12 protein-coding genes and 1 pseudogene are annotated in these 13,123 nt (G+C 34.5%); 11 read left to right on the plus strand and 2 right to left on the minus strand.

Features of this window, described 5'->3' with window-relative positions; translation table 11 throughout:
* Positions 1-158 precede the first annotated feature (158 nt).
* The 9 genes and pseudogenes from ACIQ0C_RS22480 (at position 159) to ACIQ0C_RS22520 (ending at position 9,275) form a co-directional block, all read left to right on the plus strand.
* On the plus strand, positions 159-794 hold the full coding sequence (locus ACIQ0C_RS22480; RefSeq protein ID WP_403064192.1) for a dienelactone hydrolase family protein: 636 nt from the start codon (positions 159-161) through the stop codon (positions 792-794).
* A complete protein-coding gene (locus ACIQ0C_RS22485; RefSeq protein WP_403064195.1) occupies positions 794-1,996 on the plus strand; it encodes an MFS transporter in 1,203 nt (400 codons plus the stop codon). Before ACIQ0C_RS22480 ends, ACIQ0C_RS22485 begins: the two co-directional genes overlap by 1 nt.
* Positions 1,983-2,408, plus strand: coding sequence for a hypothetical protein (locus tag ACIQ0C_RS22490; protein ID WP_403064198.1), 426 nt, complete (start codon positions 1,983-1,985; stop codon positions 2,406-2,408). Before ACIQ0C_RS22485 ends, ACIQ0C_RS22490 begins: the two co-directional genes overlap by 14 nt.
* A gap of 828 nt (positions 2,409-3,236) precedes the next feature.
* The gene (locus ACIQ0C_RS22495; protein ID WP_403064201.1) at positions 3,237-3,431 is read left to right on the plus strand and encodes a hypothetical protein; all 195 of its coding nucleotides are present in this window, start codon (positions 3,237-3,239) and stop codon (positions 3,429-3,431) included.
* Positions 3,432-3,952: 521 nt separating this feature from the next.
* Positions 3,953-4,072 (plus strand): annotated as a pseudogene (locus ACIQ0C_RS22500) (CGNR zinc finger domain-containing protein); the annotation flags it as partial.
* 335 nt (positions 4,073-4,407) lie between these two features.
* Positions 4,408-4,908 (plus strand): DinB family protein, encoded by a 501-nt coding sequence (locus ACIQ0C_RS22505; RefSeq protein WP_403064204.1) that lies wholly within the window; start codon positions 4,408-4,410, stop codon positions 4,906-4,908.
* Between the two features lie 1,019 nt (positions 4,909-5,927).
* Positions 5,928-6,599 (plus strand): NAD(P)H-dependent oxidoreductase, encoded by a 672-nt coding sequence (locus tag ACIQ0C_RS22510; protein ID WP_403064207.1) that lies wholly within the window; start codon positions 5,928-5,930, stop codon positions 6,597-6,599.
* A 542-nt stretch (positions 6,600-7,141) separates the two neighbouring features.
* A complete protein-coding gene (locus ACIQ0C_RS22515) occupies positions 7,142-8,608 on the plus strand; it encodes an FAD-dependent oxidoreductase (RefSeq protein WP_403064210.1) in 1,467 nt (488 codons plus the stop codon).
* Positions 8,609-8,678: 70 nt separating this feature from the next.
* Positions 8,679-9,275 (plus strand): TetR/AcrR family transcriptional regulator, encoded by a 597-nt coding sequence (locus ACIQ0C_RS22520; RefSeq protein WP_403064213.1) that lies wholly within the window; start codon positions 8,679-8,681, stop codon positions 9,273-9,275.
* A 454-nt stretch (positions 9,276-9,729) separates the two neighbouring features.
* On the opposite strand, the gene ACIQ0C_RS22525 is transcribed toward ACIQ0C_RS22520, so the two are convergent.
* Positions 9,730-9,933: an aspartyl-phosphate phosphatase Spo0E family protein gene (locus ACIQ0C_RS22525; RefSeq protein ID WP_275729751.1), complete on the minus strand. Its 204-nt coding sequence runs from the start codon at positions 9,931-9,933 to the stop codon at positions 9,730-9,732.
* 946 nt (positions 9,934-10,879) lie between these two features.
* Between ACIQ0C_RS22525 and ACIQ0C_RS22530 the strand changes: the two genes are divergently transcribed.
* On the plus strand, positions 10,880-11,404 hold the full coding sequence (locus ACIQ0C_RS22530; RefSeq protein ID WP_403064216.1) for a GNAT family N-acetyltransferase: 525 nt from the start codon (positions 10,880-10,882) through the stop codon (positions 11,402-11,404).
* Between the two features lie 173 nt (positions 11,405-11,577).
* Here the strand turns inward: ACIQ0C_RS22530 and ACIQ0C_RS22535 are convergent, their stop codons facing one another.
* Positions 11,578-11,781: an alpha/beta-type small acid-soluble spore protein gene (locus ACIQ0C_RS22535; RefSeq protein WP_034315006.1), complete on the minus strand. Its 204-nt coding sequence runs from the start codon at positions 11,779-11,781 to the stop codon at positions 11,578-11,580.
* 820 nt (positions 11,782-12,601) lie between these two features.
* Between ACIQ0C_RS22535 and ACIQ0C_RS22540 the strand changes: the two genes are divergently transcribed.
* Positions 12,602-12,865: a hypothetical protein gene (locus ACIQ0C_RS22540; RefSeq protein ID WP_403064219.1), complete on the plus strand. Its 264-nt coding sequence runs from the start codon at positions 12,602-12,604 to the stop codon at positions 12,863-12,865.
* Positions 12,866-13,123: the final 258 nt, after the last annotated feature.

Consider the following 13,123-nt stretch of genomic DNA (forward strand, 5'->3'; position numbering starts at 1 on the left):
GAGAATCGGTATTAGAGATTTTTCGCAAAATAAGAATAGAATTTAAAAGTCTATTCTTATTTTGCGTGTTTAGTTCAAGCCCCTTCCTAGTAGCATTATTTTTAAATTTTTATATATTTAACGTAATGCCAATTATATTTTATTTGGAGGTGTACATAGTGGAAGATCGTAGGGATAGGATAGCTATTTTAGTTATTCATGAGATATATGGGCTCAACGCTCATATTAAAGATATTTGTGCGAATTTAAAGCAGCTGAATTATACTGTTATAAGCCCGAACTTGCTGGAGAAGGTTGAGTATTATACGTACAAAGAGGAAAACAAGGCGTACTTACATTTTGTTAAAGAAATTGGTTTTGAAGTAGCAGCAGAAAAAGTAAAAGTTCTAGCAAGAAAATTGAGATCTGAATTTTCGGAATTATACATATTAGGTTTTAGTGTAGGAGCCACTATAGCGTGGCTATGTAGTAATGAATTTAACTTATTTAATGGTGCTATTGGATTTTATGGTTCGAGAATAAGGGATTACTTAAGTGTTACACCAAAATGTAAAACCTTATTATTCTTTCCTGAAAAAGAAAAATCATTTGATCCTAATGAAATTATCAAAGAGTTAGAAGAGAAAAATAGCACCCAGGTAATAAAGGTAAGTAGTAAACATGGTTTTATGGATAAATTAACATCTAATTACAACGAGAACGATTTTAAATTGTGTTTCAAAATAATGAATGAATTTATTTTGGAACAAAGTAATAAGAAAGATCAAATTTATTTTAAACATGGAGAAATATAATGACTAACCAAAGATGGATGTCTTTACAGTTTTTTGGATTTTTCTTTACCTTTGGAATTTTTGTACCTTATTGGTCTTCTTGGTTAATTTTAAGTAAAGGTTTTACGGCTGATGAAGCTGGTCTTATTATTGCTATGGGTCTAATAACAAGGGCAATAACAACATTTTTTATATTCCCACTTGCATGTAGATATATAACTTTAGCTCAATTAAATCGGATAGTTCCTTTAGCATCTGTCGTATTAATAATAGTTTTGATACCTTTAGATAATGTAATGTCAGTTGTTTTAATCACTATATTATTAAGCCTAATTTATCCAATGCCTTTAGCAATGCACGAAGCTATGGCGTCCACACTTATTAGAGAAAGTGGAATACAGTATGGAAAAAGTAGATCTTACGGATCCATTGGATATATTATTTCTTTGTCATTAACTGGGGTAATAATTTCATTAAAAGATGAAACCGTTATTATTTACTTAATGATTATTGGGTGTATCATGTTTGTTTTAATTGCATCATTTAACGCTCCTGTACCTTTAAAAACAAAAATCGCATTAAACAAAGTACCATCTTTTCATCTTTTTAAATCTAAGTCATTTTTGCTAGTTTTAGCTATGTGCAGTATCATCCAAGCTGCTCATGCCGCATATTATAGTTACGCTGTTTTATTTTTAAAAACTATTGGTATAAAAACTAGTTTTACAGGGATTATACTAATTATTGCTGTAATTTCTGAAATAGTCTTTTTCTATGTATCTGATACCTTATTTAAGAAACAATCAGTTCCTAAATTACTGATGTATAGTATTAGTGCTTCCATTATAAGGTGGTTATTAATAGCTTGTTTTAACAGTATTTCAGTCTTTATATTTTCACAGCTTTTACATTCTATTACTTTTGGACTTACTCAGTTTGCATTTGTTAAATATTTAGATGAACATGTAGAAAATAAATACTTTCCTTTTGCTCATGGAATCTATGCTGCACTTGCTTTAAGCTTAGGCAGTGGGATATTAACTATAGTTAGTGGGTATCTATACTCCATTTCTCCATCTTTTTCTTTTTTAGGTATGGCATTAATCTGTGTTCCCTGTTTGATTCTATGCTATTCATTAAGTTTAGTACTTAACTTAAATGATAAAAATAAAAACTTGCAAGTTAATATTGTGGGAGAGGTGAAGAAGAATGCTACTAACTGAGGAAAGACTATATAACACTGGTAATCATAGGGGATATAATGGAGTTATCCGAACTGATGTTCATAAAATCAATCAAGAACAAACGATTAGATTGAAATTTATCAGTTCAAATTCATCGAGAAACCAGGGAATAGCACTTATAACAACTAATGGAATTTCAATTCAGGATCAATTAGAACAAAAATCAGCTGTTATATGGAAGAACGAACATTCATCTGAGCTAATCTTAAATTGTTCCAAGGGTGTTTTAAATGTTTTTAATGTATGGGAAGAAGAACGAATGATAGGATATCATGATTCCCAATCTGGAATGAAATTAAGGAAAGAAAAAGGTGTATACATATATAGTTGTAATGATTTTTCTTTAAGCAGTAATTTTACTTCTTTAGTGTTCTCTATTCAAATATTATAGGATTTGTTCGTTTTACTGACCGTAAAGTAAAGTAAAGTAAAGTAACAAAAGTACTATTGTTATGGTAATGATTTGGGATATGTTTTTTTGAAATTGCCTGGTAACAGATAAATTATTAATCCATGGGCAGGGGATTACATAAACGTGGTTTTGGGTATTTTCTATAGATAATAACAGTTAAAAAGAAGTGATAATAAAGTTAAAGCAACTTTATTATCACTTCTTTTTCCTTTTTCTTTTTTAGTTTCTTCCATACTAATTAATTACGCCTATCTTTTTGAACGATAAGAGGTAGACCTCTTCTCTTCAATTCTTCTTCTAGAACGAGGATAAATAAAGAATAGGTCAAAGCCCCAAACTGGAAACCATTATGAGTATACATAAGGATAAATGATTATGTTTGTTACTCAACAATCGGGCGATTATGGAAGATTAGGCTCTCTAAATAAATGGTAGCTTTTCATAAATTTTCTTGTGTCACAAATCTCAAAAACGATTGTTTTTGAGACTTTTTATTTTGAACGATTTAATAACCTTTTTGATGTTTAAATAATTGCTCAAAATCTATATGTCTATAACTACCGTTTTTGGTATCCTAATTGTTTATGTAAACATCAATATTCAGATACTATATTCATTAATTTAATCAAGCTATAGGAACCAAAAGTTCCGGTATATCATTCATAATCGTTTATAAAAATGATAAAACCGAAATCAATACTTGATTATGATTTTACTAATGAACTAACTGGGCGGGATAATTTATTAAAGAAAATAAAAATATATCCCCTCTACAGAATGGTAAAATAAGTTAAGGGGTGGAAGGTAATGAAAAAATATTTTGGAGTTATTTCATTTACTTTAATAATGTTGGTGATTGGATTCTTTGGTATGGCTGTAACATTTATCATTAATCCTGAAGTCTCAACGTTTCGTTTATTAATGATAACAGGAATTATTTTATCTTTGATTTTCGCTGGATTCAGCGAAAAGGGTTTGGAAAAGGGTATCTTTAGGTCTTAGTATTTTAGTTGGTTTATTTTACTTTATTGGTATTGAAGCAAAGAGATTTTTATTTCAAATGTTTATTTAATTATAGGGTGCTTTACTTCAATAAGGCTTCGGCAGCTCTTTTTTGCATGAAAACACAATTGTAAAAAAGCCATGCTAAAATAAACCCTCCGTATTCTCATTTTTTTTGATGGACGTAAATGTACTATGTCGTTATTTTAACTGGTTATGCAGTTTGTATGGAGCGATTGTATAGCTTTTCTTTTTTAGGTATTCGCTTATTTTTAATTCATTGTTATTTTGTTTTTCTTCAAGGTAATTTGAGACTAGTTCATGATAAGGTTCTCCTGTTTTTAAGATGTTGTAAGTAATCGTTAATAATAAATGGGCAGAAGCGATTCGTCCCTTCATTTTTCCTTGCCGTTTGGTAAACCTTTTTCGATGTGAAGCAATTCGATTATTTTGTCCCTTGATGTTGCTAATACACACTCTACGGCCATTGTTTTTAATGCTTTATTTCCTTTCACTTATAAATTAATAGATGCTCCAATCCGGATTGTGTACTTTTATTTATTGATGAAAATGGAAGACGCAGGTGGTGTTCAATGAAAATATGTGGAAACAAAAAAAAGCAGCAGGTCCCAACAAAGTAAATCCGATGATTGATGAAGAACAGACTTATTTCAAGAGTCGTTTTTTTTGTATACAACATAACTAACCTTTAAAATATATCTTGACGGGTTAGTTATGTTGATTTAAAGTAAAAAATAGGTAAAGGAGGGGGAATATGGGGCGCACTACAACAGTAAAGTGAAAAGAAGCACAATTATTTCAGGTACGTTATTTAGCTAAAATGAAAGGGAAAGTGAGAAGTTCATTAAAGATAAATGTAAGTACAGGATAACCGGGTTAAACGGTAGATTTTTAACCATTTTGCGTTAGTACTTTTACATTTTGATATGATTAAGAATGTTCAGGAGGGAATAAAGTGGAAAACTATATTTTTAAACAATTAAGATTTGTTCGGGATAATACGATTGGTCTTGTGGCAGAAATAAATGATGAGATATCACTTTCCATTCCAGAAGGATTCAATAACAATATTAAATGGAATCTCGGGCATATATATGTCGTGCAAGAAATATTCGCCTTTCATTTCATTGGAGAAGAAATGAAGATACCAGATCAATTTACAGAATTATTCAGTCCCGGCACTAAACCAAGCGATTGGGCAGAAGAGGTGCCACCAATTCATGAATTAATATTATTGCTCGAAAATCAAGTCCGTAGGATTGAGCAAGTATTGAGATTTAGAATGAAAGAAGATGTAGAACAACCTTATACAACATCCACAGGTCTCACATTATCAACAGTAGAAGAATTCCTTAGCTTTTGTTTATACCATGAAGGCATGCACTTTGATGCGATTAAATCAATCAAACGAATTATTCAAAGTGGGAGAAAGAGTGAAGTATTTAGAGATAAATAAAAGTATTAGTTTTAAGATCTTATTTTTTAAAATAACTTTATTTTAACACCCTCTGTTAAAGTAAACAGTGTTATGCATGTTTTCCCCTTTAAATTAAACGAATTTTTTTGTCACACAACATTAAATTTTCAATGATTCAAATCAATCTAGTTGTAGATTAAACATAGGTAATACATGAACAAGTACATGGGTAATATCATTTGTTTCGATTATGTAAAAAGTTAAGATTAAATTAGTAATATTCATGTTGGTTAGGGTTTGATTCTTTTTGTACCAGAAACACCATTCTTATCAGTAATTAATCCCCCCCAGAATTCTATTGAATCTAGGGGATTCCAATGAAACGGAATAGACAATTATATTAAACAAAAGTAAATTTGTTAAATATAATCAATTGGGATAATCATATATTTCCAGTTATATAATCAACCTTGGGTAAAAAGGAAAGATGACTTGACGACAAGAAGCGCTAAAAAGTCCTAAAGTATAATGGTAATTTGACTTACATGATCCGGTATTCCGATGTTTCTGCAACAAATCAATTATCAAGTACATTTGAGGAACTTTTTATGCGCTTTTTTATTTCCTTTTTATTCAAAACAAATTTACCTTTCTGGAGGAATGTAAAATGGAAAGGATAAAAATGACGATGGATCAGATGTGTAACATGAACATGGAAATGGATCAAATGATGTCTAAAATGCAAGTGTGCGATGAAATGATGACGTCTAGGATGAACAATGATGGTTAGTATGAAAGAAAAATGCTAGTACATATTTAAGGGGTATCTTATCTTATTTGGATAAGGGCGCTTTTATATTCAGAAAATTATTACTACCTCCATTTCATGGAGACTGTTTTTTTCCAAACGAGTAAAAATAGATGAGGGATTTGTTATGAAAAGTCAACCCTTTCAAACTAGTAGCTAAATTTAAGCTTATTGAGCTGAATAGCAGGATAATAAAATACTTTTGGTAAATATAATTTTTGGTATAACTAAAAAGGAAGGATGATTCCACATGATAGGAAAAGAGAGTAAAAAACAGGAAATTTTAAAAGCGTACCAGTTCAGACATGCTTGCAAGGCATTTGATATCAACACAAAGATTTCGGATGAAGATTTTCACTTTATTTTGGAGATAGGAAGATTGTCCCCAAGTTCATTTGGCTTTGAACCGTGGAAGTTTGTCGTGATCCAGGATGCAGCTCTTCGCGAAAAATTAAAACATGTATCTGGCGGTGCCCAGGGACAACTGCCCACTGCCAGCCATTTTGTAGTTATAATGGCCAGAAGAAAAGAAGGCTTAAGGCATGATTCCGTTCACGTGATCAAAATGATGAAAGACATTCATCATATGCCTGAAGAAGTTGTGCAAGGTCTTTCCGGTTTCTACAAATACTTCGTCGAAACAGAACTCGAAGATAATGACCGTCTCATTTTTGAATGGGCAAGTAAGCAAACTTATATAGCATTAGGAAACATGATGACAGCCGCGGCTCAAATCGGTATTGATTCCTGTCCGATCGAAGGTTTTGATAAAAAGCAGGTAACAGATATTTTACAAAATGAGGGTATCATAAACATCAACGATTACGGTGTAGCTTGTATGGTTGCTTTCGGATATCGGCAAGAGGATCCCAAACGTCCAAAAACAAGACAAAATCTTGATGAAATTGTTGAGTGGCGATAAACATAAGATAATATTTCTCAGCATCAGGGGACATGTTTCGCTAACAGGGGCTAATGTTTTACAGCACCTACCGAAATTGAATAAACTTTTTTATAAAAGAATGATTGTAATAATTGAATTGAATATATTTTGAGCGTGTTTTGATCAATCTTTTTTTCAAAACACGCTCTTTCTTTTTGTTCGTTTATCAAGGTTATTATCATTAATTTGATCAATCATAATTCCAAAGTTATAAAAGGATTGTTGAACTATCAACTTCTTAGTATAAGAAAAAAGCTGTCACTTTGGCAGTTTTTTCATTTGAAATATTTAGGTTAAGGGGCAGTAATGCTTAAAGAGTATTGATAGCAAAAAAGGGAGGGCCTTATCAGAAGTAATGCTGGCTACAGATTCCGATAATGTTTCTAAGACTTTAGTTATCAAGTCCTTTGCGATGATCTTATTAGTATAGTGTAAAAAAACTGTTGACAACGAATCAAGGGCAGCCATATAATAACACGTATTGACCGACTGAGTCAGTCAAAAATAAGGAGTGGGATATCATGACAACTTATTTTAATAAAGGTAAGGCCATCGTCATTGGTGGAGGTATGGGAGGATTAATGACTGCACGAATACTCTCCGATCATTACGACGAGGTACTAATTGTTGAGAAAGATGATATTCCATCAGGGCCAGACGTCCGTTCTGGAACTCCACAGGCATTCCATCCGCATCGCTTTACCACTCGTGGGAAAACGATCACTGAACGCCTCTTTCCGGGATTTGAGCATGACTTGTTAGAGCAAGGTACCCCTTCATCTCTGAATAAAGAGGTTTTTTTCATGAACCAGCACGGGAGTTTAGAAATGAAGTATGACCGGAACGATCTTAAATTCAGTCGAGCTGTTCTGGAGTGGGTCATTCGCCAACGAGTTAAGGCTATTCCAAACGTGCGCTTTCTATCCAAGCACAACGTTATCGGGCTATTAACGACCCCTGATCGGACAACTGTTACTGGCGTTCAAGTTAGAAGTCGCGATCAATCCAAGCACGAGGATGCCCTGACAGCAGATCTGGTTATTGATACAAGCGGGCGTTCCTCGAAACTTTCGGGATGGCTTAAGGATTTGAATTACAAGGTTCCAGAACCAGATCTGCTAAAAGTTTTCCTTGGGTACAGTACCCGACGTTATAAAGTGCCTTCTCATTTGACTCATTTGATTGATAAATGGGATGTCATCAACCTCCAGGGTCAGCCTGACAGCGGTACTTACACGGGCATATTCTCCTTTATCGAAGACCAGACTGCCGAAGTGTTGCTTTACCGTCCAGGAGGGAAATATCCTCCAACGGATGCAGCCGAATTCGAGCTGGCCTTGGAGAAACTTCCAAGTCCGATCATATCGGAAATCGTACACGACTTTGATCCGATCACCTCTCCCAGAGGGTTCCGTGTTCCAGAATTGTACTGCCATCGTTACGAACAGATGTCCCGTTGGCCTGCAGGCTTACTGGTTTTGGGAGATGCTTACTGTATCTACGATCCGATCTTCGGCCAAGGTATGACCGTGGTTGCGATGGCAGCCGAAATACTGGAGGCTTGTTTGCTAGAACGACGTGGGGAAGAACGGTTTGATTGGGAGCAAGGCGTGCTTCGTCGAATTAAAGAAGCAATTGAGCCGGCCTTCTGGCTGAACTGTACGGCTGATCTTCGGTGGGAAGGCGTCGAATATAAAGGCACGGATTCAAACATGGGGAATGCCTTCAGCAGGGAATATATGGAGCTGTTTCTCAAGCAAGCTACAAGCAAGCCTGATTGGCGACTTTACGGGCTCTACTGGGGTGTGAATACGTTATCTATATCACCCCGTCACATCTTCAACCCACAGACGGCGGTCCAAGTTCTATCCTCTTCGGATGAAGGCATGCGCCTACTCTCTATGATTAAGGTGGAAGACGAACGATCCGTCGAGGCGATTTTGGAAGAAATGCTACCGCGATTCTCGGAAACGCCGTTTGAGCAGTAGCATTAGCGAATTTTAAGATCTATTTGATATACTGTAAAATAACTATTGTCTTGTAAAGGAGCGCTCAACATTGGCACCATTTAACGATGATCAATTGCATCAAATACGCGATGAACGAAGAGAGCAAATTAATTCGGCGGCCATCCAGGTTTTTGCCCGTAAAGGTATCATAAGTGCAAAGATGAGTATGATAGCAGAAACCGCAGGCATCAGCAAGGGGCTGCTTTACCATTACTTCAAATCGAAAGACGAATTGTTCGTGTCGCTTGTTGAAGAGGCAATGGCTGAAACAGAGGAGGCCATACGAAGCGTATATAAACTGCCAGGTACATCGATTGAAAAAATCAGGGCGTTGACTACGGAAATTCTCGACGAAAGCGGCGCTCCATACTTCATGCTTATCCACCAAGCACGTACGTCAGACGGTGTGCCTGAGAAGGTGAAGCAGTTGCTTGAACAGTATTCGATGGATAGTTTTATTGATGTACTGCTTCCTTTATTTCAAGAGGGTCAGCAAGTCGGAGAATTGGTAGCAGGTGATCCCAGAGAACTTATCGCCTATTATCTGACAATCCTTTCTGGTATCATGGTCATCAATTCGAACGGGATTGATGACTACCGGATTCCGAAGGTAGATATGTTGCTGCGGTTGATTACCCCCTTTTAGGTGTTATGTAGTAAATAATATGTTTTCTTGTCCCACAATACCGACCAATAGAAGCTTATCAGTTATTCCATTAAAGGGCGCGATTCTTAAAGAAGTTTCACTTTTCTCAATGAACTACCGGTTGCGTTAGTACATTAAGGAACAGAAATTATCAATCTTTTTGTGAAAGATTAATTCAATTAAATATTATAAGGCATGTTTTGATTAATATTTTTTCAAAACATGCCTTTTCTATTTATTCATTTATCAAGGTTTCTTGGATTAATTTGATCAAACTTTGTTTCAAATCTACAATAAAATAGATTTTATTAGGTTATTGGACGAATAATGAACAGGGTTTTATGACGTGAATTGTAACTAAAAAGGACGGGTTTTGGAACATAGATGGTAGAGTTGAATATGCAAAAGAAAACAGTAATTGGGTTATGTATAAATGAATGGTTACGTGTTCTGCTTACATGGAACTGAATTTTGTCCTTTCATGTAGATTCAACAAGTGATCTAACTCTTGGCTACATTGAATCGTTTTAAGATGATTGAGTCCATGGTGTTCAACTATATTTAATAACTGGGCTTTTTTCGCTCTAATTAAGTTTTCTAGCATTAAAATATCCATCCATATTAAGTTTTCTAGTATAAAAATATCCATCCATGTCATTGTCAATCTCCTTTTTCATAGAGGGTGTTAAAAATAATAAGAGAAAATGAGAGTCAAATCGACGAAGAAAAATTTTTTTACTAAAATAAAGAAGTAAGCGACCTTGATCATCCATCAACTTTGGAATCACAAGGTCGCTTAGATTATTTCGCCTTCCATTTACCTGAAATCCTTTCATAAGATTGTAAGTGTAAAATGCTTTTTCACGACAGTCTATAATTTTCTTTAACCTTCGCCTTACCTAATCGATTGGCCTCACCTCCTTATCATTTCTTGTTCTTAAATAATACAAAAAAAGTCGAACTTTGTAAATACTGAAAATTAAGAATTTTAAAAAAATAAATAGTGTAATTTTTTTTATAATAATTAGTAGAATTTCATCTTCTTTATAATGAAGTAATCTTAGTAGGAAGGTAGTTAGGTTTTAGAGTTAAAAGTGCAAAATATTTAATTATACGTTTATTTCTTATTGTTGAATTAAACCAGCCGATAGTTTGTGAAGAATAATACTTAAACTCCATGAAAATTAAAAAAGCTCAAAATAAAGAAAAAACCAAAACAAAATAGACCCAGTAAAAACGCTTTTTAAAAAAAGGCTTAGCCTTATGAGTGATCTGATTGAGTTTGGTAAATCGTTAAACAAAAACCTCCAATCAAAGCTTTCAGTAACTGTAGACGAAGTGCTTTAGGATCAAACGAATATTACAATTGTAGTTTGATATAGCATTTATATGGTGGTTCGGAACATTTTTTTATGGAACTAACGGATGTTTTAGCTTAGGATCGGAGCTGTCTTTAACAGACAGCTTTTTCTTATGGAACAAACGGGGCAGGTTACATCAAGAAGGATATTAGTAGCGATAAATAGAATCCTTTATACAAACTTAATCGTATAGAAAAATTCTTCTATACAAAGTTTCATGCAAAATAACGGAGGGAGTAGCTAATGAATATTCGTATTTTAAAAGAGTCCGATGCCCATTTATACCAGGAAGTGCGATTGAATGCATTGAAAATTAACCCAGAAGCATTTGGTTCAACATATGAGAGAGAGGTGGGATTTTCATTAGAAACGGTAAAGGAGCGAATAAAACCAATAAGGGACAAGTTCATTGTAGGTGCTTTTGATAATAGAAAATCTTTAGTTGGAATTGTTACTTTTATACGTGAAAACAATCTCAAAACCAAACATAAAGGGAATGTTTTTGGAATGTACATAGCTCCAGGCAATCGACGTCAGGGTTTAGGGAAATCATTAATGAATGAACTTATAAGTAGGGCGAAGAATTCTGATGGATTGGAACAAATAAATTTAACTGTTGTATCTGATAATGACTCCGCAAAGAAACTATATAAGTCTTTGGGATTTGAAGTATATGGTACAGAACGAAATGCCTTAAAGTATAATGGGCACTATTTTGATGAGGATTTGATGGTTCTAACGTTAGCTGAAAAACGGAGCTGTCTTTAAGGCAGCTTTTTCTTTATGGAACTATCGGGGGAGGTTAGTTCAACAAGCTCAGTGTATTCGTACTGCACTTAGCAAAATAACAGCAACTGATGTTTCTGTTTCTTTTTTGAGATTTGGTGAATTATAAATAGGGATAGTCCAATCACTATCCCTTACAATACATATGATTTCGATTAACGAGTTCTTCCACCTAATTGTTGTTCAGCCATTTGCACTAAACGTTTTGTAATTTCTCCACCAACAGATCCGTTTGCACGAGATGTTGTATCAGCGCCAAGTGTAACACCGAATTCACTAGCGATTTCGTATTTCATTTGTTCTAGAGCTTGCTCTGCACCATTAACTACTAATTGATTATTGTTGTTATTTCTAGCCATGTTGTCAGCTCCTATGAATGTAATGTGTTGCTGGTCATAGGTTTTGATATTGTTAAGAGTTATATACATAGAATTTTAAATAAATTAAGGCAATGATTAAGTGAAATTAAAACTCATCTGTGGCTCTAGAAGGGAGAGTACAGGAAAACATTGAAGCCACCGGGTCGCAAGGTAAGGGTTTCAGAAGCTCCGAAAGGCAAATAATCTAAGGGAGAGACTTTCTCCTCCTATTGCACAGTTTGTGTCAACTCTACAATACGCCTTAATGAACTCCCATGAAAATTAAAAAAGCTCAAAATCCAGAAAAAACCACAACAAAATAGACCCAGTAAAAACGCTTTTAAAAAAAGGCTGAGCCTTATGAGTGATCTGATTGAGTTTGGTCAATCGTTAAACAAAAACCTCCATTCACAGCATATTAAGTAGAGGCTAGCGCGACGACCAAAAAAGGATTAATCTCCCATGAGTGCTACCCATAAAGGGCGCGACAGTCGGTGGTACACCGTGGTCGCCGGAGTCAGACTAACGGATGGGCTCAAAGGCACCATAGTTCAACGACCTTCTTCGCCAGCCATTAAAACATTATCGACATAGAGACCAATTTTCATTCTCTGTGGTGAAGCGCTGAATTTTGCGCTTCATGGATGGCTAACGGGTGCGTTAGCTGAAGATCGGAGCTGCTTTAATGCAGCTTTTTCTTTATGCAGCTAACGTGGCAGGTTAGAAGGCTATTCAGCTTTTTTTAAATAAGAGACATAAAATATATAGAACCCTACACAATAAACATGAACTATTTATAAAAGTGGGAGGTTTTATGTCGGTGTTGAAGGTAACCTTGAAAAAAGTACTACTTTTAAGTGCAGTATTTCTAACTTTTTCACAAAGTGTTCTAGCAGAAGAAGTACATAATCAAGAAGGAAAAGTAGTTTATCAAATCCACTATGATTATGAACCAATCTATACTTTGCTAAAAGTTAATCAGAAGGAATTTGACCAATACCGGAAAAAGGGTCTTTCTATAGCTGAAATGGCGAAAAAACAGGGTGTTTCAAGAAGGGATTTAGAAGGTTATTTTGTAAGTTAACACTATAAAGAAATGCAAAAGTGGAGAACTAAAGGTATCCTTTCAGAAGAGAATTATTTCGACCTTGTTTATAGGTTAAGAGAAGGTGAAATCGAGGAGTTTATTAACAGCAAACCCAATCATTAATTCAACTGTGTGCGATTCTTAATTAAGAAGTATCGCTTTTTTGTATGAAAATATCTTAGTAAAAAGCCATGCTAAAATAAACCCTCCATATTCACACTTTTTTTGAAGGGCGTAAATGTACTATGTCGTTAT

This window comes from Peribacillus sp. NPDC096448 (assembly GCF_044762675.1).
In the GTDB taxonomy this organism is placed as follows: Bacteria; Bacillota; Bacilli; order Bacillales; family DSM-1321; genus Peribacillus; species Peribacillus frigoritolerans_B.